General features: G+C 52.4%; 16 protein-coding genes. 11 read left to right on the forward strand and 5 right to left on the reverse strand.

Annotated features, from left to right (window positions below; genetic code table 11):
* Window positions 1-82: 82 nt before the first annotated feature.
* A complete protein-coding gene (cfa, locus tag OGX97_RS01620; RefSeq protein WP_048225647.1) occupies window positions 83-1,237 on the reverse strand; it encodes a cyclopropane fatty acyl phospholipid synthase in 1,155 nt (384 codons plus the stop codon).
* A gap of 67 nt (window positions 1,238-1,304) precedes the next feature.
* On the opposite strand from cfa, the gene OGX97_RS01625 reads away from it, so the two are divergent.
* On the forward strand, window positions 1,305-2,153 hold the full coding sequence (locus OGX97_RS01625) for a helix-turn-helix domain-containing protein (protein WP_153752181.1): 849 nt from the start codon (window positions 1,305-1,307) through the stop codon (window positions 2,151-2,153).
* Here the strand turns inward: OGX97_RS01625 and OGX97_RS01630 are convergent, their stop codons facing one another.
* Window positions 2,154-2,927: a siderophore-interacting protein gene (locus OGX97_RS01630; RefSeq protein ID WP_048236806.1), complete on the reverse strand. Its 774-nt coding sequence runs from the start codon at window positions 2,925-2,927 to the stop codon at window positions 2,154-2,156.
* A 235-nt stretch (window positions 2,928-3,162) separates the two neighbouring features.
* On the opposite strand from OGX97_RS01630, the gene OGX97_RS01635 reads away from it, so the two are divergent.
* Window positions 3,163-3,846 carry a PadR family transcriptional regulator gene (locus OGX97_RS01635; RefSeq protein WP_164091703.1) on the forward strand — a complete coding sequence of 228 codons (684 nt, stop codon included), beginning with the start codon at window positions 3,163-3,165 and terminating at the stop codon, window positions 3,844-3,846.
* A gap of 53 nt (window positions 3,847-3,899) precedes the next feature.
* Here the strand turns inward: OGX97_RS01635 and OGX97_RS01640 are convergent, their stop codons facing one another.
* The gene (locus tag OGX97_RS01640) at window positions 3,900-5,420 is read right to left on the reverse strand and encodes a methyl-accepting chemotaxis protein (RefSeq protein ID WP_048236810.1); all 1,521 of its coding nucleotides are present in this window, start codon (window positions 5,418-5,420) and stop codon (window positions 3,900-3,902) included.
* A 430-nt stretch (window positions 5,421-5,850) separates the two neighbouring features.
* Here OGX97_RS01640 and ygjG point away from each other — a divergent pair, with 430 nt between their 5' ends.
* Window positions 5,851-7,230: a putrescine aminotransferase gene (gene ygjG, locus OGX97_RS01645; protein ID WP_167371260.1), complete on the forward strand. Its 1,380-nt coding sequence runs from the start codon at window positions 5,851-5,853 to the stop codon at window positions 7,228-7,230.
* 77 nt (window positions 7,231-7,307) lie between these two features.
* Here the strand turns inward: ygjG and OGX97_RS01650 are convergent, their stop codons facing one another.
* A complete protein-coding gene (locus OGX97_RS01650; protein ID WP_016157522.1) occupies window positions 7,308-7,640 on the reverse strand; it encodes a tRNA-binding protein in 333 nt (110 codons plus the stop codon).
* Between the two features lie 209 nt (window positions 7,641-7,849).
* On the opposite strand from OGX97_RS01650, the gene ebgR reads away from it, so the two are divergent.
* The 7 genes from ebgR (at window position 7,850) to OGX97_RS01685 (ending at window position 19,963) form a co-directional block, all read left to right on the forward strand.
* Window positions 7,850-8,833, forward strand: coding sequence for a transcriptional regulator EbgR (gene ebgR / locus OGX97_RS01655; RefSeq protein ID WP_032945068.1), 984 nt, complete (start codon window positions 7,850-7,852; stop codon window positions 8,831-8,833).
* 207 nt (window positions 8,834-9,040) lie between these two features.
* Window positions 9,041-12,133, forward strand: a complete 3,093-nt coding sequence (ebgA, locus tag OGX97_RS01660) for a beta-galactosidase subunit alpha (protein WP_279850797.1) — start codon at window positions 9,041-9,043, stop codon at window positions 12,131-12,133.
* A complete protein-coding gene (locus tag OGX97_RS01665; RefSeq protein ID WP_279850796.1) occupies window positions 12,130-12,579 on the forward strand; it encodes a beta-galactosidase subunit beta in 450 nt (149 codons plus the stop codon). The genes ebgA and OGX97_RS01665 overlap by 4 nt, the downstream gene beginning before the upstream one ends.
* Window positions 12,580-12,644: 65 nt before the next feature.
* Entirely contained in the window at window positions 12,645-14,078 is a 1,434-nt protein-coding gene (locus OGX97_RS01670) for an amino acid permease (RefSeq protein ID WP_003828538.1), read from the forward strand.
* 207 nt (window positions 14,079-14,285) lie between these two features.
* Window positions 14,286-15,347 carry a protein YgjJ gene (ygjJ, locus tag OGX97_RS01675; protein WP_234096766.1) on the forward strand — a complete coding sequence of 354 codons (1,062 nt, stop codon included), beginning with the start codon at window positions 14,286-14,288 and terminating at the stop codon, window positions 15,345-15,347.
* Between the two features lie 16 nt (window positions 15,348-15,363).
* Window positions 15,364-17,715 (forward strand): alpha-glucosidase, encoded by a 2,352-nt coding sequence (ygjK, locus tag OGX97_RS01680; protein ID WP_235126594.1) that lies wholly within the window; start codon window positions 15,364-15,366, stop codon window positions 17,713-17,715.
* Between the two features lie 229 nt (window positions 17,716-17,944).
* Entirely contained in the window at window positions 17,945-19,963 is a 2,019-nt protein-coding gene (locus tag OGX97_RS01685; protein ID WP_235126586.1) for an NADPH-dependent 2,4-dienoyl-CoA reductase, read from the forward strand.
* 53 nt (window positions 19,964-20,016) lie between these two features.
* On the opposite strand, the gene rlmG is transcribed toward OGX97_RS01685, so the two are convergent.
* On the reverse strand, window positions 20,017-21,153 hold the full coding sequence (rlmG, locus tag OGX97_RS01690) for a 23S rRNA (guanine(1835)-N(2))-methyltransferase RlmG (RefSeq protein ID WP_279850794.1): 1,137 nt from the start codon (window positions 21,151-21,153) through the stop codon (window positions 20,017-20,019).
* Window positions 21,154-21,235: 82 nt separating this feature from the next.
* Between rlmG and OGX97_RS01695 the strand changes: the two genes are divergently transcribed.
* A complete protein-coding gene (locus OGX97_RS01695; RefSeq protein WP_137378110.1) occupies window positions 21,236-21,736 on the forward strand; it encodes a M48 metallopeptidase family protein in 501 nt (166 codons plus the stop codon).
* The last annotated feature ends 29 nt before the right edge of the window (window positions 21,737-21,765 follow it).

Here is a 21,765-nt window from a genome sequence, read left to right on the forward strand (position 1 = left end):
CTGATGCGCTGCGCTTATCAGGCCTACGAGTACAAACCTATGTAGGCCGGATAAGGCGCTTGCGCCGCCATCCGGCAGAACGTTAACGATAAACGCGGATCCCGCCCTCTACGCCGCGGCTAAACAGCACCTGCCAAAGCTCAATATCTCTGGCGCGGAAAGCCCCTGCGCATGCACATAAATAATAATTAAACATTCTTCTGAAGGTGGCGGAATAACGTGATGACAGCTCCGGCCAGGCCTGATTAAAGCGCTCATGCCAGGCCATCAGCGTTTTATCATAATCGCTGCCGAAGTTATGCCAGTCCTCCATCACAAACCGTGATTCGCTGGCCTCGGCAATATGGGAAATCGACGGTAAGCAACCGTTCGGGAAAATGTATTTATTGATCCACGGATCGACGCTCATCCCTTTTTTATTGCTGCCAATGGTATGCAGCAGGAACAGTCCATCCGGTTTTAAACAACGGTCAGCGATGCTGAAATAGGTGTCGTAGTTTTTCGGCCCGACGTGTTCAAACATCCCCACGGACACAATGCGATCGTAGTGTTTATCAAGATCGCGATAATCCTGCAGCAGAATGTTAACGTCCAGCCCTTCACAGCGCTGCTGCGCCATTTTCTGCTGCTCTTTGGAAATGGTAACGCCTTCTACCGCCACGCCATAATGACGCGCCGCATATTCTGCCAACCCTCCCCATCCACAACCGATATCGAGTAAACGCATACCCGGCTTAAGCTGCAGCTTCTCGCAGATCATTTTTAATTTGGCATTTTGCGCTTCGTCTAATGTGGTCGCGTCTTTCCAGTAACCGCAGGAATATTGCATATGCGGATCAAGCATCAGCGCAAAGAGATCGTTACCAATATCATAATGTTCTTTACCGACGATCCATGCACGGCTACGTGACTGCAAATTAAACAGGCGTGCGCTGGCAATGCGTAAAATATCTTTCAGATTACCTGGCATCTGCTGGTCGAGTTTTGCTTTCAGGATTTTGCAGAACAGAATATCGAGCCGTTCGCAGTCCCACCAGCCTTCCATATAGCTTTCGCCAAGCCCTAACGAGCCTTGTTGCAATACCCGTTTAAAGAAACCGGTATGATGAAGTTGAATGTCCCAGGCGCGCGAGCCATTAATTCTGATATCCGCTTGCGAAAGCAGCTCTTTTCCCATTCGGGTCCAGTTATCATTTGTTTCATTGACGATGACAGCATCTGAACAAAGCGAGTTCATGGTATTTACCAAAAGTGGACTAAAAATTATTACGCAAGATTATTATGGAAAAAAGAGTGTATGTATTATGATCCGCGGACAAAATCTATCGAACAGCGGACACACCATCGGGAGCATTGACGATTCATTTATGGAAACTCTCGCGCAAAAACAGTGGAACTCCTTCCCGGATAACTCCATGACCGAACTGCCGCAGGACGTATTCTTTCGCTCTTATGTCCTGGAAGCCAACCACCATGTACCGCAGCATTCACACTCTTTTATGCAGTTTCATTTCGCCCGCAAAGGCAGCATGCGCATTGATGTTGCCGGTAAGTGCTGGATAATCCCCGCGCATTATGGCATTTGGATCCCAAATAATACGGAGCATGCGGTTTGGGCATTAGATGATGTGTATTTAGAAAATCTGGATATTAAACCGGGTTTTCTTGAAGAGAGCATCAATGAATGCAAAGTCGTGGCTATCAGTGATTTCGCCAGAGAGTTTATTCATTACGCCACGAATTCAATTTCAGGCCATTATGATAGTCAGTCAAAAGAGGGCAAGCTGGTTAGTGTGCTGGTCGATATTATTCTGCAACTCCCGGAAGTCGCCTTTGTATTACCCTGGCCGCAGGATCGCGAATTAACCAAAGTCTGCCGAACAATACAAGAATCCCCCGCACTGGAGCATTCGGTTGAATACTGGGCGCAGCATTTGGGTATGTCTGCCCGTACCTTTTCACGCCATTTCAAAAAAGAAACCGGATTGCCTTTCAGCGTCTGGAAGCAAAAAATGCGAATACTTGAATCGGTATTAATGCTGAAGAAAAATAAAAGCGTAACCGCCGTGGCACTCGACGTTGGGTATTCAAGCACCGCGGCATTTAGCTACGCATTCCGCCAGGCGTTTGGCGTTCCGCCCTCTAATTACTGATTAACGGCGTTGATGCCAGTAAGCCGCTGCACGAACCCGTTGCTGATCGAACGCCTCGGTTTCAAAACGAGCACTCAGGTTTTTGACCACCTTGCCTTCGCCGGTGATCCAGATGAAATAATCGTCTGCGGGCACGCTTAGCCGCGATAAGTGTTCATTCACCGCCTGCTCGTCATGGCCGATAAACCACTGAAGAGTAAATCCGTCGAGATGGGCAAAATAGTCCTGGTAGGCTGCATCCTGCACGCTAACCAGCGCCGTGACGTGCGGACGTACCGCCAAACGGCTGAGCGACTCCAGGCGTCGGCGCAACGCGGGCATTCCCGACTCATCACACACGTAAACCTGATACGCATAATCCTCTGGCACCACCAAAGAACCGCGCGGTCCGCCGATCGTCAGCTTGTCACCCTCACGGGCATTCATCGCCCATGTACTTGCCACGCCGCCGTCATGAATATAGAAATCCAGTGCCAGCTCATGGCGCGCTTCGTCATACAACGGCGTGTAGTCACGGGATAACGGACGTACACCGTCAGCCCAGACAATGCCTTCATCGGTGACGACAGGTGGTACAAAGTTGCTGCCCGGTTCAGGGAAAAAGACCTTGGTATGGTCGTCAAAGCCGCGTGAGCTAAAACCGTCCAGAGCGTCACCGCCCAGTACAATACGCTGAAAACCCGCGCTAATACGCTCTACGCGCAGGACAGTAAGTTCTCGAAAACGCAGTTCATTGCGAACGCGCTGTGGGTAGCGTGAGGTGTTTTTTGTCATTTTTTCGCCTTGTGAAGATAATACGATATATCTAAATTTATTTTTTAAATGATAATGATTGCTAATCAAAAATATTGCAAGCATTTTTTGATATAGTTAAATTATGATTATCCGGCTATCACACGCATTTAAAAACAGTTAATAATCATCACGTTATACAGGATATAATTTGTAGACTTGCAAACTGATAATCTTTAGATATAAATTAGATATATCTAAATAACATCAGGAGACGATGATGCAAAACCATCATGAAGGTTGCTGTAAGCACACAGAGCACCAACACGAAGGCTGCTGCAAGGGTGAAGGACATCACCATGAAGGCCGCCACAACGAGCACCATGCAGGTTGCTGCAAAGGTGAAGAACATCGCCATGAAGGCTGTAACAAAGAACATCACCACGAGCAGGGTTGCGGACATCGCCACGGTCGTGGTGGCGGCGGAGGGGGTCGTCGTCAGCGGTTCTTCGGCCACGGCGAATTACGCCTGGTGATTCTGGATATCTTGACCCGCGACGCCAGCCACGGCTATGAGCTGATTAAAGCGATTGAAACCCTGACCCAGGGTAATTACACCCCAAGCCCGGGCGTTATCTATCCAACGCTGGATTTCTTGCAGGATCAGGCACTGATCACCGTCAGCGACGAGGAAGGTGGGCGTAAACAGATTGCGATCACGACTCAGGGCCAGCAGTGGCTGGATGAGAACCGTGAACATCTGGAACATATCCACGAACGGATTAAAGCCCGCTGCGTGGGTTTTGAATTACGCAAAAATCCACAGATGAAACGCGCGCTGGAAAACTTCAAAGCCGTGCTGGATCTACGCGTCAATCATGGTGATACCAGCGATGCGCAGATCAAAAAAATCATCGGTATTATCGATCGCGCTGCACTGGATATTACTCAGCTGGATTAATCTGCACAGCAGGCGGAACCCGTATGCCCAACGTTCCGCCTGTATTTTTAGTATTAATGCAGCACCGTAACCGCATCTTCCAGACGACCCGCGCGATGTTTCACCATCGCGGAAATCTGCGCACTCTCTTCAACCAGTTCGGCGTTTTTCTGTGTAATGTTGCTCAGCTCATTCACCGCACGGGTCAGGCTGGAAAGACCATCTGACTGTTCCAGCGTGGAGTGGCTGATTTGGGCGATCAGCTGAGTGACGTTTTGTACCTGCGCCACAATATCGTCCATCGTGCGTCCTGCGGCGTGAACCTGGTCAGATCCGGACTGCACCTTGTCAGCGCTGGCATCAATCAACTTGCGGATATCATTGGCTGCACTGGCGCTACGGCTAGCAAGATGACGTACTTCTCCCGCCACCACGGCGAACCCTTTCCCTTGCTCGCCCGCCCGCGCGGCTTCAACAGCGGCATTCAAAGCCAGAATGTTGGTCTGGAAGGCAATATCGTTAATCAGCGTCGTAATGGTGCCGATCCGCTGGGTGCTGTTGGCGATATCGTCCATGGTTTTGATGACGGTATCCATCGCCTCACCGCCGTGCGTTGCCGCGCTACTGGCGGCAATAGAGAGCTTATCGGCCGCGGCGGCGGTCTCTGAGTTTTGTTTCACCGATGCTGCCATCTGATTCATGGTGGTCACCGTTTCCTGCACGTTCTCGACAGTCTGCTGCGTATGCTTGTTTAAATCATCGCTGCCTTTCGCCAGCGTTTCGCTGTCGCTGCGCACGCAACTCACCTGGCTGGAGACGTCGTGAATGAGCCAGCGACACATTAATCCAAGTTGGCCCACTGCTCGTAGCATCAGGCCCAGTTCATCACTACGGTTAAGATGCGACACGCTGTTCCGCTCACCGGTCGCCACTTTCAGCGCCTGACGGGTGACATTCTCAATAGGACGCACAATCTGCCATTCGAAAATAGCCGTTCCAAAAAGCATCACCAACGCGCTCATCAGCAGTAACGGCCATTCGGCGCCCATCTGCTGCAATGTGGCCGCTAGCAGGACAAACATGAATGCCATCACGCTGCGTACCCGCCAGCGAATCGGCATCGCCGGCAGTTTACCCAGCCAGCCTTTGCGTACCACCAGCCCTTTATGAATACGTCGGTTGCAACGTCCTTCGTTCAGCGCTTTATACAAAGGCTCTACCGCCGCAATTTCCTCGTCAGTAGCCCGGGTACGAATCGACATATACCCGGTCACGCGTCCTTCCCGCACCATCGGCACCGCATTGGCCCTCACCCAGTAGTGATCGCCATTCTTACGCCGGTTTTTCACAATCCCGCTCCATGGCTCGCCCTGCTTCAGGGTGTACCACATATCCGCAAACGCCGCTTTTGGCATGTCCGGATGACGAACCTGATTGTGCGGCTTATCAAGCAATTCATTCAGCTGATAGCCACTGACCTGGACAAATGTATCGTTCGCATGGGTGATATAGCTTTGTAAATCGGTGGTAGACATGAGGGTGATATCATCATCCAGCGGTGTATTTTGCTGACTAACGTAGGGATGAGAAGACATGATTGCGTCCTGTGCAGGTTATCTGGTTGTTAACTCTTTCGGCTTATGTTATTTCGGCGATAATTTTTTTATCTTTAGTTGTTAAATTTGATTTAGATCGCAATTTGCGATTAAACCTCAAAATCTGTACGCATTCTAATCCATTGATTTAAAATACTTTCATCTAGTAACTATTCAACGTCACTTCTACCAGCGCACCGTCACAGTGCAAATATTGCCCATTTTTAGCGCAAATTTGCGTTTATTCGATCTGTTTTCAGGCTCCTTACTTGGGCAAAATGCCAGCAAATGTTAAATCGCGGCATTAAATGTTGCGTAAATGAGATATTTCCTGGTGTTTATCCCGATTTTTGCTAAGCGCGCCGGAATGGCGCAATCCCTGCAATACTTAATTCAGTATCATGTGATACGCGAGCTCCGGGAGCATATTTTGAACAGGTTACCTTCCAGCGCATCGGCCCTGGCCTGCAGCGCACACGCACTGAATCTCATCGAAAAGCGCACGCTTGATCATGAGGAAATGAAATCGTTAAACCGAGAGGTGATTGAGTACTTCAAGGAGCATGTCAATCCGGGGTTCTTAGAGTATCGAAAATCTGTAACTGCAGGCGGGGATTACGGAGCCGTAGAGTGGCAAGCGGGAAGCCTGAATACGCTTGTCGACACCCAGGGGCAGGAGTTCGTCGATTGCCTGGGTGGTTTTGGAATTTTCAACGTGGGGCACCGTAATCCAGTCGTGGTTTCCGCCGTACAGAATCAACTCGCGAAACAACCTCTGCACAGCCAGGAGTTACTTGACCCTCTGCGGGCCATGCTGGCAAAAACCCTCGCCGCACTGGCGCCCGGTAAACTGAAATACAGTTTTTTCTGTAACAGCGGGACCGAGTCGGTTGAAGCCGCCCTGAAGCTGGCGAAAGCATATCAATCGCCGCGCGGTAAATTTACGTTTATTGCCACCAGCGGCGCATTCCACGGTAAATCACTGGGCGCGCTGTCCGCTACGGCTAAATCCACCTTCCGTAAACCTTTTATGCCGCTGCTGCCGGGCTTCCGTCATGTGCCGTTTGGCGATATTAACGCAATGCGCACCATGCTCAGCGAGTGTAAAAAGACCGGTGACGATGTCGCAGCTGTGATCCTCGAGCCGATCCAGGGTGAAGGAGGAGTGATCCTGCCGCCGCAAGGTTATTTGACCGCCGTTCGTAAACTTTGCGATGAGTTTGGCGCGCTGATGATCCTTGACGAAGTGCAAACCGGCATGGGGCGTACCGGCAAGATGTTCGCCTGCGAACACGAAAACGTGCAACCCGACATTATGTGCCTGGCCAAAGCGTTGGGCGGCGGTGTGATGCCAATTGGCGCGACCATTGCCACCGAAGAGGTGTTCTCCGTCCTGTTCGACAATCCTTTCCTGCATACCACCACGTTTGGCGGCAACCCGCTCGCTTGTGCAGCTGCGCTGGCCACCATTAACGTCCTGCTGGAGCAAAATTTACCGGCTCAGGCGGAGCAGAAAGGCGATATGTTGCTGGATGGTTTCCGCCAGCTTGCGCGGGAATATCCGGACCTGGTGCATGATGTACGCGGTAAGGGAATGCTGATGGCGATTGAGTTTGTCGATAATGAAATCGGCTACAACTTTGCCAGTGAGATGTTCCGCCAGCGGGTGCTGGTTGCCGGCACGCTTAATAATGCAAAGACGATCCGCATCGAACCACCGTTGACGTTAACGATCGAGCAATGCGATCTGGTATTGCGATCGACGCGCAAAGCCCTGGCAGCATTACGGGTGAGCGTGGAGCAAATGTAACAACCTTACCCGGCCTATAGAAGACACTCTTTTGTAGGCCGGATAAGGCGTAGCCGCCATCCGGCAATTAACCTAACTTAAACAATCCGCACACCAGCAGGCATAAGGCGTTCTGGCGTTAACAGTACGCTTTCGCTGCCATCGTCGGTTTCCGCGCACAGCAGCATGCACTCTGATGTCTCACCGCGCATTTTGGCCTTTTGCAGATTACACAGCACCACCACCGTTTTGCCCATCAACTCCTCTTCACTGTAGTAAGGCACCAGGCTGGTTACGGTTTGCAGCGTACGCTCTCCCACATCTACCTGTACGATATACAGCTTATCGGCATTGTCATGGCGCTTTACCTGTGCGATTTTTCCAACACGTATTTCCATTCGGGCAAAATCAGCAAATGCGACGGTATCCATTATTTTCTCCTTTAGTAAAATTTTACTAAATACTAGCAAAATATTTTCCGGGCATTGTTCTTAAAAGCGGGAAAATGACGTACTCATCACACTCTGAAAGCCCAGTTTTACCCCGAGCATGTCAATTAATCATGCTTTTTTTACTGAAAACAGATGAATAGATAAGCACTTCATTTACAATGCGCAGGTAACTCAGGGAAAAGGCAAACATGGCAACACTTAAAGACATCGCAATCGAAGCTGGCGTGTCCCTGGCGACAGTGTCCCGGGTTTTAAACGATGACCCCACGCTGAATGTAAAAGAAGAGACTAAGCATCGCATTCTGGAGATCGCGGAAAAGCTGGAGTACAAAACCAGCAGCGCCCGAAAGAACCAGACCAGCGCGCTCGGCCCCCAGCATATTCTGGCGCTCTACAGCTATCAGCAAGATTTGGAAATCAACGATCCTTACTACCTCGCGATCCGCCATGGGATTGAAACCCAGTGTGAGAAACTCGGGATCGAACTGACCAACTGCTATGAGCACAGTGGTCTGCCGGAGAGCAAACACATTACCGGCATTCTTATTGTCGGCAAACCTTCTCCCGCTCTGCGCGAGGCGGCAACAGCGCTTACCGACAACATCTGCTTTATCGATTTCCATGAATCCGGCAGCGAATATGATGCCGTCGATATCGATCTGGCACGCATCAGCAAAGAGAGCATCGACTTCTTCATTGCCCAGGGCGTCACCCGCATTGGTTTCATCGGTGGCGAAGACCAGCCAGGCAAGGCCGATATCCGCGAAGCCGCGTTTGTCGAATACGGTCGTCTGCAGCAGGTCGTTTCTGAACAGGATATCTATCGCGGCGGTTTCTCCAGTTCATCAGGCTATGAACTGGCTAAAGAAATGCTGGCGAAACCCGACTATCCCAGCGCCCTGTTTGTGGCTTCAGACTCGATTGCCATTGGCGTTCTGCGCGCCATCCACGAGCGTGGTCTGAATATTCCGCAGGATATTTCGCTGATTAGCGTTAATGATATCCCAACGGCGCGTTTCACCTTTCCTCCGCTTTCCACCGTTCGCATTCATTCGGAAATGATGGGCAGTCAGGGCGTCAACCTGCTGTTCGAAAAAGCCCGTGACGGGCGTGCGCTCCCCCTGCTGGTTTTTGTTCCCAGCAAGCTGAAACTGCGCGGCACCACCCGCTGAAATCCCCCGTTAACCCGCCCGGTTTCTTCTGATGCCGGGCGCGCATTGTCATGCATTCTTTTCCGCGTCCGAATTATTTTCGTGATCCAGTTAAAGTAAATCACCTCACCCGCTATATTTTAGTAAAACTTTTACTAAAATCACCATCAATTACACTTACCCACCATTACAATGAATGGTTCCAATTTTTCTCCACCGGGAGGCCTTATGAATCGCTGGGAAAACATTCAGCTCACCCACGAAAATCGACTGGCGCCACGCGCATATTTTTTCTCTTACGACTCCGTTGCGCAGGCTCGCTCGTTTGCCCGCGAAACCAGCAGTCTCTTTCAGCTGCTAAGCGGTCAGTGGAATTTTCAGTTCTTTGAGCATCCGCTGCAGGTGCCGGAAGCCTTTACGTCGCAGTTTATGAGTGACTGGGGCAGCATCACCGTCCCCGGCATGTGGCAGATGGAAGGACACGGCAAGCTGCAGTATACCGACGAAGGTTTTCCTTTCCCGATTGATGTCCCCTACGTTCCGACCAATAACCCCACCGGGGCCTATCAGCGTATTTTCACCCTCAGCGAAGGCTGGCAGGGCAAACAGACGCTGATTAAGTTTGATGGCGTAGAAACCTACTTCGAAGTTTACGTGAATGGTCAGTACGTTGGCTTCAGCAAAGGCAGCCGCCTGACGGCCGAATTTGATATCAGCGCGGTGGTGAAGACCGGTGATAACCTGCTGTGCGTTCGCGTAATGCAATGGGCTGATTCCACCTACGTTGAAGACCAGGATATGTGGTGGTCGGCGGGAATTTTCCGCGACGTCTATCTGGTCGGCAAACAGGCGACCCACATTCAGGATTTTACCGTTCGCACCGAGTTCGATGATGACTATCGCGACGCCACCCTCTCCTGCAACATTGCGCTGGAAAACCTGGCCTCCACGCCAGCGATAGCGTCGCTGGAATACACCTTGTTTGACGGTGAGAAGGCACTGCATAGCGGTGTGATTAACGCCCTGAAAGTGGATAAACAAACGCAGACCGCTTTTTATTTCAAGGTTAGCGCGCCGCAGCAGTGGTCTGCGGAATCGCCGTATCTCTACCATCTGGTGATGACGCTGAAAGATGCCAGCGGCAACATCCTTGAGGTCGTGCCACAGCGCGTTGGATTCCGCGATATTAAAGTTCGCGACGGTCTGTTTTACATCAATAACCGCTACGTGATGCTGCATGGCGTTAACCGCCACGATAACGATCATCTTAAGGGCCGCGCGGTCGGTATGGATCGCGTTGAAAAAGATCTGCTGTTAATGAAGCAGCACAACATCAACTCCGTACGCACCGCCCATTACCCGAACGATCCGCGTTTCTATGAATTGTGCGATATCTACGGCCTGTTCGTGATGGCCGAAACAGACGTTGAATCTCACGGCTTCGCCAATATCGGCGATATCAGTCGGATCACCGACGATCCACTGTGGGAAAATGTCTACGTTGAGCGCATCGTGCGCCACGTCCATGCGCAGAAAAATCACCCTTCGATCATCATCTGGTCGCTCGGTAACGAATCCGGATACGGCTGTAACATCCGCGCCATGTATCACGCTGCGAAAGCGCTGGATGACACGCGTCTGATCCATTACGAAGAAGATCGTGACGCTGAAGTGGTGGATATCATCTCCACCATGTACACCCGCGTGCCGCTGATGAATGAGTTTGGTGAATATCCGCATCCTAAACCGCGCATCATCTGTGAATATGCTCACGCCATGGGCAACGGTCCCGGCGGGCTAACGGAATATCAGAACGTCTTCTATCAGCATGATTGCATTCAGGGGCACTATGTCTGGGAGTGGTGCGATCACGGGATTCAGGCTAAAGATGACGACGGCAACGTCTGGTACAAATATGGCGGCGACTACGGCGACTATCCGAACAACTACAACTTCTGCCTTGATGGCCTGATTTATTCCGATCAAACCCCAGGACCGGGACTGAAAGAGTACAAGCAGGTAATTGCGCCGGTGAAAGTGCGCGCACAGGATCTGGCCCGCGGCGAGCTACGGGTAGAAAACAAACTCTGGTTCACCACGCTTGACGACTACACCTTGCATATTGAGGTTCGCGCCGAAGGAGATACGCTCTCTGTTCAGCAGATAAAACTGCGCGACGTTCCTCCCAACAGCGACGCGCTGCTGCAATGCGAACTGCCGGAGCTGGATGCGCGCGAAGCGTTCCTTAACGTCACCGTGACGAAAGATTCCCGCACGTCATACAGCGAAGCCGGGCATCACATCGCGACTTATCAGTTCCCGCTGAAGGCCAGAACGGCGGCTGCCGTACCGTTTAGCCTGCAAAACGCCAACCCTCTGACGCTGGAAGACAGCCGCCAGAGCTGCACCGTTCGCGGTTATAACTTCCATCTGACCTTCTCAAAGCTGACCGGTAAACCGATCGCCTGGAACGTCAATGGCGAAGAGCTGATTACCCGCGAGCCGAAGATTAATTTCTTCAAACCGACCATTGATAACCACAAGCAAGAGTTCGAAGGCCTCTGGCAGCCGAATCATTTACAGATTATGCAGGAGCATCTGCGCGAGTTTACCCTTGAGCAAACCGATGATGCGCTGCTGATAACCAGCCAGACCATTATCGCCCCGCCGGTATTCGATTTCGGTATGCGCTGCACCTATCGCTGGCGCATTGCCGCGGACGGTCAGCTGAATGTGGAACTTTCTGGCCAGCCTTACGGCGAGTACCGGGACATTATTCCGTGCATCGGTTTCACGATGGGCATCAACGGTGATTTGGGCCAGGTGGCGTATTACGGACGTGGTCCAGGTGAAAACTATGCCGATAGCCAGCAGGCCAACATCATCGACATCTGGCGCAGCAGCGTGGATGAGATGTTCGAAAATTATCCTTTCCCGCAAAACAACGGCAATCGTCAGGACGTGCGCTGGGCAACACTAACCAACCGCCACGGCAACGGTCTGCTGGTGGTTCCGCAGCGCGCTGTCAACCTGAGCGCCTGGCGCTATACGTCAGAAAATATCTTTGCCGCACAACACTGCAACGCGCTACAGCGTAGCGATGACATCACCCTGAATCTGGACCACCAGTTGCTGGGCTTAGGTTCCAACTCGTGGGGAAGTGAAGTACTCGATTCCTGGCGCGTCTGGTTTACGTCATTCAGCTACGGCTTCACGTTGTTGCCGGTTTCCGGCAGCGAATCTGGCGCTCAAACCACCGCCAACCGCGCCTTTGGCACCGGGTTCTTTTCCACGAATATGCACAGCGAGAATACAAAATGAGGATCATCAACAACTTAGAGCAGTTCCAGCAACGCTATGCTTCAGGTCGGAAATGGCAACGCTGCGTCGAGGCTATTGAAAATATTGACAATATTCAGCCAGGCGTCGCCCACTCTATCGGTGATTCCCTGAGCTACCGCGTGGAGACAGACTCCGCGACCGATGCGCTGTTTACCGGTCATCGTCGTTATTTTGAGATCCATTACTACCTGCAAGGGCAGCAAAAAATAGAGTATGCCGCCAAAGAGGATCTCCAGGTGGTTGAATATTATCGCGATGAAACCGATCGCGAATATCTGAAAGGTTGTGGAAAAACCGTCGAAGTGCACGGAGGACAAATGGTTATTTGTGACAACCATGAAGCCTATCGTTTTATTTGTAATAACGCAGTGAAAAAAGTCGTACTCAAAGTCACCATCGAAGATGGTTATTTTCATAATAAATAAAAACACAGGCGGCGCCGACGTTGCGCCGCCAGTACCCTATAATAATCAGGAATCGGAGATGTGCTATGTCTGATACCAAACGTAATACCATCGGCAAGTTCGGCTTACTTTCACTCACCTTTGCCGCGGTTTATAGTTTTAATAACGTAATCAACAATAATATTGAGCTTGGTCTGGCATCCGCACCGATGTTTTTCCTCGCGACGATTTTCTACTTTATTCCGTTTTGCTTAATCATCGCCGAATTTGTTTCGCTGAATAAAAACTCCGAAGCCGGTGTCTACGCATGGGTAAAAAGTTCGCTGGGTGGACGTTGGGCATTTATTACTGCCTACACCTACTGGTTCGTTAACCTGTTCTTTTTTACCTCGCTTTTGCCCCGCGTTATTGCCTACGCCTCATATGCTTTTTTAGGCTACGAATACATTCTGACGCCGTTCGCAACCACCGTGTTAAGTATGGTGCTGTTTGCCTTCTCCACCTGGGTTTCGACCAATGGTGCAAAAATGTTAGGGCCGATTACCTCGGTCACCTCCACGTTGATGCTGCTGCTGACGCTGTCCTATATTTTACTGGCAGGTACGGCGCTGGTTGGTGGCGTACAGCCTGCTGACCCTATCACCGTAGACGCAATGATCCCGAATTTTAACTGGGCCTTCCTCGGTATCACCACCTGGATTTTTATGGCGGCAGGCGGCGCGGAGTCGGTGGCGGTTTACGTCAACGACGTCAAGGGCGGCTCCAAATCATTCGTGAAGGTCATTATCATTGCCGGAATTTTTATCGGCGTGCTCTATTCCATCTCCTCGGTGCTGATTAACGTCTTCGTCAGCAGCAAAGAGCTGAAGTTTACCGGTGGATCGGTGCAGGTATTCCACGGCCTGGCGGCATATTTCGGCCTGCCGGAGTTGGTCGTGAACCGCTTTGTCGGCCTGGTCTCCTTTACCGCGATGTTCGGCTCCCTGCTGATGTGGACCGCCACGCCGGTGAAGATCTTCTTCTCAGAAATTCCGGCGGGTATTTTCGGTAAAAAAACCGTCGAACTGAATGAAAACGGCGTCCCGGCCCGTGCAGCATGGATCCAGTTCCTGATCGTTATCCCGCTGATGATTATCCCGACGCTCGGTTCCAATACCGTGCAGGATTTAATGAACACTATCATCAACATGACCGCCGCCGCCTCGATGCTGCCGCCGCTGTTTATTATGCTGGCTTACCTGAATCTGCGTGCAAAACTGGACCACTTACCGCGCGACTTCCGTATGGGTTCGCAAAAAACCGGCATTGTTGTGGTGTCGATGCTGATCGTTCTTTTCACCATCGGATTTATTGCCTCTACCTTCCCAACCGGCGGCAATATCATGACCATTATTTTCTATAACGTCGGTGGGATTGTTATTTTCCTCGGTTTTGCCTGGTGGAAATACAGTAAATATATCAAAGGGCTAACCAAAGAAGAAAAAGCTATTGAGGCAGCCCCTGCTTCAGATATCAATTAATGACTAAAACATAATAACAATAAACAATATTCTCCAAGGCTATAACTAAAATAATTAGAGTTGCATGAAGGCGGCAAGTGAGTGAATTCCCAGGAGCATAGATAACTATGTGACTGGGGTGAACGAACGTAGCTAACGCACATGCAGCTTGAAGTATGACGGGTATATAACAATAAAAATTATATTTTATTTGCTTAGGATCGAAGCATGAAAAACATTAGCCATTGTTGCAGGGCAATTATTGCCCTGCCCTTTTTCTGCGTCTCCTCTCTGGGTGCAGAAGAAGTTCGCCCGGCAGAACACGACGACACGAAAACGCCAGAAATATCTTCCCCCTCATTTCGCTTTTATGGCGAATTGGGCATGGGGGGATATATGGATTTAGAAGGACAAGACAAACATAAATACAGTGATGGTACCTATATAGAAGGTGGCCTGGAGATAAAACACGGCTCTTGGTTTGGTCTGATCTACGGCGAGGGCTGGACCGTGCAGGCCGACCATCAGGGCAATGCCTGGGTTCCTGACCATAGCTGGGGCGGATTCGAGGGCGGGATCAACCGCTTTTACGGCGGTTATCGTACCAATGACGGAACGGAGCTGATGCTCAGCCTGCGCCAGGACTCTTCGCTGGATGACCTGCAATGGTGGGGGGATTTCACTCCAGACCTGGGCTACGTTATTCCCAACACCCGTGACATCATGACTGCCATTAAGGTGCAAAACCTGACCGGTCCTTTGCGCTACAGCGTGACAGCAACACCCGCCGGACACCACGACGAGAGCAAAGCCTGGCTGCACTTTGGTAAATACGATCGCTACGACGATAAATATACCTATCCGGCCATGATGAACGGCTATATCCAGTACGACCTGACTGAAGGCGTAACCTGGATGAACGGCCTGGAGATCACAGATGGTACCGGACAGCTGTTCCTGACCGGCATCCTTTCGCCCAACTTCGCCGCCCGCGCCTGGCACCACACGGGCCGCGCCGACGGGCTGGATGTGTCCGGCACCGAAACCGGCTACATGGTCAGCGCGATGTATGAAGCGCTAAAAGGCGTTTACCTCTCCACTGCTTATAGCTACGCCAAACACCAACCGGATCGCGCCGAGGACGAAACCACTTCCTTTATGCAGTTCGGTATCTGGTATGAATACGGCGGCGGCCGTTTCGCTACCGCCTTCGACAGTCGATTCTATATGCAGAATGCATCCGGCGACCCGAGCGACCAAATCTTCCTGATGCAATATTTCTATTGGTAACAAGGACCGGAATACCATGAACATGAAACCTATTCTTACGCCGCTGGCCTGTATCCTGCTGATGAACTTCTCCGCACATGCCGCCAGTGCTAACGACTTTAAAAACATCATTAATCGCACCGGTGCGCCGGGCTACATGCATGACTACGATCACGACGACCACCAGCGCTTTAATCCATTTTTCGATCTTGGCGCCTGGCACGGTCATTTGCTCCCGGACGGCCCTGCAACGATGGGCGGCTTTCCAGGCGTGGCGTTGCTGACCGAAGAATACATCAATTTTATGGCCAATAATTTTGACCGTCTGACGGTGTACCAGCACGGTAAAAAGGTCGATTTCGCGCTTGAGGCCTACAGCATTCCCGGCGCGCTGGTGCAAAAGCTTTCATCTAAGCATGTGCAAATAGAGATGACGCTGCGTTTTGCCAGCCCGCGCACCTCGCTGCTGGAAACCAAAATCACCAGCAACACGCCGCTGGATCTGGTGTGGGACGGCGAGCTGCTGGAGAAACTGGAAGCCAAAGAGGGAAAAGCGCTGTCGGATAAAACCATTGATAGCGAATTCCCTGGCTATCAGCGCAAAATCACCGCCACGCACGACGGTCTGAAAGTCACCTTCGGCAAAGTGCGCTCAACCTGGGATCTGCTCACCTCCGGTGAGTCAGAGTATCAGGTGCATAAATCTGTCGCTATGAAAACCACGGTTAACGGTCATCGCTTTACGGGGAAGGCCCATATCAGTGGTTCGACAACCATTTACACCACCTGGTCTCATCTGCTTACCGCCGAGGATGTGGCGAAAGAGCAGCCGCAGATCCGCGATATTCTGGCGCGCCCGGCCTGGTATCTTGCTGCATCACAAAAGCGCTGGGCAGATTATCTGCAAAAAGGCTTAACTAACCCGGATGCCACAACGGAACAAACCCGGGTCGCGGTAAAAGCTATTGAAACGCTGAACGGCAACTGGCGCTCGCCAGGCGGTGCGGTAAAACACAATACCGTGACGCCATCGGTCACCGGCCGCTGGTTCTCCGGCAACCAAACCTGGCCGTGGGACACCTGGAAGCAGGCCTTCGCTATGGCGCACTTTAACCCGGAGATCGCCAAAGAGAATATTCGCGCCGTCTTTTCATGGCAGGTTAAACCCGGTGATCCGGTTCGCCCGCAGGATGCCGGATTCATTCCCGACCTGATTGCCTGGAATCTCAGCCCGGAACGCGGCGGCGACGGCGGTAACTGGAACGAGCGCAACACCAAGCCCAGCCTGGCGGCCTGGTCGGTGATGGAGGTCTACAACGTCACCAAAGACAAGGCCTGGCTCGAAGAGATGTATCCAAAGCTGGTTGCGTATCACGACTGGTGGCTGCGTAACCGCGATCATAACAGCAACGGCGTGCCGGAATACGGCGCTACCCGCGATAAAGCCCACAATACTGACCGCGGCGAAATGTTGTTTACGGTGAAAAAAGGCGACAAGGAAGAAACGCTCTCCGGGCTTAACAACTACGCCACCGTGATCGATAAGGGTCAGTATGACAGCCTGGAGATCCCAGCGCAGGTTGCCGCCTCGTGGGAGTCCGGTCGTGACGATGCGGCTGTATTCGGTTTTATCGATAAAGATCAACTGGATAAATATGTCGCGGGTGGTGGAAAACGCAGCGACTGGGTGGTGAAATTTGCCGAAAATCGCAGTAAAGACGGTAATTTGCTGGGTTACTCGCTGTTGCAGGAGTCAGTCGATCAGGCCAGCTACATGTACAGCGACAACCATTATCTGGCGCAGATGGCAACCCTGCTCGGCAAACACCAAGAGGCGCAGCGCTATCGCCAGTTGGCGCAAAAACTCGCAGATTACATCAACACCTGCATGTTCGACCCGACAACAAAATTCTATTATGACGTTCGTATTGAGGACCAGCCGCTGGCAAACGGCTGTGCGGGTAAACCGATCGTCGAACGTGGCAAAGGGCCGGAAGGCTGGTCACCGCTGTTTAACGGCGCAGCAACGCAGCCCCATGCGGACGCGGTGGTTAAGGTGATGCTCGACCCCAAAGAGTTCAACACCTTTGTCCCGCTTGGCACGGCGGCGCTGACCAACCCGGCTTTCGGCGCGGATATCTACTGGCGCGGGCGCGTCTGGGTGGATCAGTTCTGGTTCGGGCTAAAAGGTATGGAGCGTTACGGCTATCGCGATGACGCGTTAAAACTGGCGGATACCTTCTTCAGCCACGCCAAAGGCCTCACCGCTGACGGTCCGATTCAGGAAAACTATAACCCGCTGACCGGCGCACAGCAGGGCGCACCGAATTTCTCCTGGAGCGCGGCGCATCTCTATATGCTGTATAACGATTTTCTTAAAAAACAGTAATCTGTGACATAACGCCGGATGGCGCTTCGCTTATCCGGCCTACAAAGACACATTTTCACAGGCCGGATTAGGTGCTTGCACCGACATCCGGCATATTCGTCCTCTGGCTCCACTCCTTTTTTGAATCCCATCACAATCACGGCATTCCCCTTTTCCCTTTTACGCGGCGACGGCTAAATTATTAACTCATCCGACCACATAACAATAATTTTACATACTGGACACCTTTATGAGCTATCCGTCGCTGTTCGCCCCGCTCGATTTAGGCTTCACCACGCTTAAAAACCGCGTGCTGATGGGTTCAATGCATACCGGGCTGGAAGAGTATCCCGATGGTGCAGAACGGCTGGCCGCGTTCTACGCCGAGCGCGCCCGTCACGGCGTAGCGTTAATTGTGAGCGGAGGTATTGCGCCTGCGCTTTCTGGCGTGGGGATGGAAGGCGGTGCGATGCTGAACGACACCAGCCAGCTTGCTCACCATCGCGTCATTACCGATGCTGTGCATGATGAAGGCGGCAAAATCGCCCTGCAAATCCTGCATACCGGACGTTACAGCTACCAGCCGCATCTGGTGGCGCCTTCTGCTATTCAGGCACCCATTAACCGCTTTACGCCACATGAATTAACGCACGATGAAGTGCTGCAGTTGATTGAAGATTTTGCCCACTGCGCACAGCTGGCGCGGGAAGCGGGCTACGATGGCGTGGAAGTGATGGGGTCGGAAGGGTATCTCATCAACGAATTCCTGACACTGCGTACCAATCAGCGCGATGACCAATGGGGCGGTGAGTATGCCAACCGCATGCGGTTTGCCGTTGAGGTGGTGCGAGCGGTACGTCAGCGTGCCGGGAATGACTTTATTATTATCTTCCGCCTGTCGATGCTCGATCTGGTGGAAAACGGCGGAACCTTCGACGAAACCGTTCAGTTGGCGCAGGCTATAGAAGCCGCGGGGGCCACCATTATTAACACCGGTATTGGCTGGCATGAGGCACGTATTCCCACTATCGCTACCCCGGTACCGCGCGGTGCGTTTAGTTGGGTGACGCGTAAGCTGAAAGGGCATGTGGCAATCCCACTGGTCACCACCAACCGCATTAACGATCCCCAGGTCGCCGATGACATTCTGGCCCGTGGCGATGCCGATATGGTGTCGATGGCCCGTCCGTTCCTCGCCGATGCCGAACTGCTGTCAAAAGCGCAAACCGGACGAGCGGATGAGATCAACACCTGTATCGGCTGTAACCAGGCCTGTCTGGATCAGATCTTCGTCGGCAAAGTCACCTCTTGCCTGGTCAATCCGCGCGCCTGCCATGAAACCAAAATGCCGATCGTTGCGGCAGCTGTGCCGAAAAATCTGGCGGTTGTCGGTGCGGGGCCTGCGGGCCTCGCCTTCGCCATTAATGCCGCAGCGCGCGGGCATCACGTGACGCTGTTTGACGCACATGGCGAGATTGGCGGGCAGTTTAATATCGCCAAACAGATCCCCGGCAAAGAAGAATTCTATGAAACCCTGCGCTACTACCGCCGGATGATCGACGTGACTGGCGTGACCCTGAAGCTGAATCACTTTGTCAGCGCACACGATCTGCACACCTTCGACGAAGTGATCCTTGCCAGTGGGATCGAGCCACGCATGCCGCCGATCGAGGGGATCGATCATCCTAAAGTGCTGAGCTATCTCGACGTTCTGCGCGATAAGACGCCAGTGGGTAAACGCGTGGCGATCGTGGGCTGCGGCGGGATCGGTTTTGATACCGCAATGTATCTGAGTCAGCCCGGTGAACCCACCAGCCAGAACATAGCGGAGTTTTGCGTGGAATGGGGGATCGACACCAGCCTGCAACAGCCTGGCGGCTTACGCCCGGAAGGCCCGCACTTATCCCGCAGCCCTCGCCAGATAGTGATGCTGCAGCGCAAAGCCAGCAAACCGGGGCAAGGTTTAGGTAAAACGACGGGCTGGATCCATCGCGCCACCCTACTCTCACGCGGCGTGAAAATGATCCAGGCAGTCAGCTATCAGAAGATTGATGATGATGGGTTACACGTTGTGTTGAACGGTGAACCGGTGATCTTTAACGTGGATAACGTGGTGATTTGTGCCGGACAAGAGCCGCGCCGTGAGCTGGTCGATCCGCTGCACGCGGCTGGTAAAACGGTGCATCTGATCGGCGGCTGCGATGTGGCGATGGAACTGGATGCCCGACGCGCTATTGCGCAAGGCACCCGACTGGCACTGGAAATTTAACAGGATGTATTTCGTAGGCCGGATAAGGTGTTAGCCGCATCCGGCACCCGCTATTACCGACGGCGACCGGTTTTGACCGCTTTCAGCACCACGAATTTATTATTGGTGGCGATGGTCACGCAGTTGCCGAATATCTTCTTCAGCTTGTGGAAGTAGTCGAGGTGACGGTTAGCCACAATATACAGCTCACCGTTGATTTTCAGGCAGCGACGGGCGTGGTGGAACATTTCCCAGGCAATGTTATCCGTCAGCGCGTGCTTCTGGTGGAACGGTGGGTTGCACAGCACAGCGTTAAAGCGGAACGGTTCAATGCCAGACAGCGCGTTGTTAATCATAAACTCGCAGCGATCCAGCGCTTCAGGCATGTTACTTTCCACGTTCAGGCGGCTTGAAGCCACCGCCATTGGCGATTCATCAACAAATACCACACTGGCTTCTGGGTTTTTCGCCAGCAGCGTCATACCGATGACGCCGTTGCCGCAACCGAGATCAACAATCTCCCCTTCAAGGTTTTCCGGCAGATGCTCGATAAAAAAGCGCGCGCCGATATCCAGCCCGGTACGGGAGAAGACGTTGGCGTGGTTATGGATAGTCCAGTCGGTGCCTTCCAGCTTCCAGCTTAGCGTTTGCGAGGCAGCGGCCAGCTCCGGTTTGCTGAACGTACAGTTGATCAATCGGGCTTTTTTCCACGCCAGCGTAGTGGTGGTTGGACCCAACACTTTTTCAAACAGTTCCAGCGTCGAGGCATGTACATCACGCGCTTTTGCCCCGGCGATGATACGCGTTTCTGGCGTTACCACTTCGCGCAGCGCACGCAGTTGCTGCTCCAGCAGCGCCATGGTTTTTGGCAGCTTAATCAGCACCACGCCCGGCGCCTGCGGATAGTCAGCGGTACTGTCGAGGAACTTGACGCTCGACTCGGCAATATCGTTGTGACGCAGGTTCTCGCGCGTGGCAAGCTCGCTGAGATAGGAATCGCCGATGCTGTACGGCGTATGTTCCGCCAGCGCACAGCCCAGCGCGCCGAAGGTATCATTCAGGATCAGCACCGGGCCGCTAATCTCGGTATCGTCCAGCTGTTGCAGCAGATATTCATCTGCAGCTTCCCACGCCAGCAGCGGGTTAACGTCATCCGTTTCCGGGAAACGTTTAAGTGACAGCGAACGGAAACCGTTGTCTATGTGGCTCATCGGCCCTCCTGAATGGTAAAATTTCGGCGTATCCCTGAAAAGGGTGCGTGAGTATACACTTTTATGATTTGCGTGGACATGAATGAACCAACTAACTTACCTCCAGGGCTACCCGGAACATTTGCTTTCTCAAGTGAGAACGCTGATTGCTGAGCAGCGCCTGGGCGCAGTGCTGGAGAAGCGCTATCCGGGTACGCATGACTTCGCGACTGACAAAGCGCTCTGGCAATATACCCAGGATCTGAAAAATCAGTTTCTGCGTAACGCCCCTCCGCTGAATAAAGTCATGTATGACAGCAAGATCCACGTTCTGAAGAATGCGTTGGGGTTGCATACCGCCATCTCTCGCGTGCAGGGCGGTAAGCTCAAAGCCAAAGCGGAGATCCGCGTCGCCACCGTGTTTCGCAGCGCCCCAGAACCCTTTTTACGCATGATCGTCGTTCATGAACTGGCGCATCTGAAAGAAAAAGAGCACGACAAAGCGTTTTACCAGCTTTGCTGTCATATGGAGCCTCAGTATCATCAACTGGAGTTCGATACCCGCCTGTGGTTAACGCAACAATCGTTAAAGCAAACTGCGTAGTCGCGCACTGGCTTTGTCTTCAGGGCATG

Origin of the sequence: Citrobacter sp. Cpo061, from assembly GCF_030332845.1 — a bacterium.
GTDB lineage: Bacteria > Pseudomonadota > Gammaproteobacteria > Enterobacterales > Enterobacteriaceae > Citrobacter > Citrobacter portucalensis.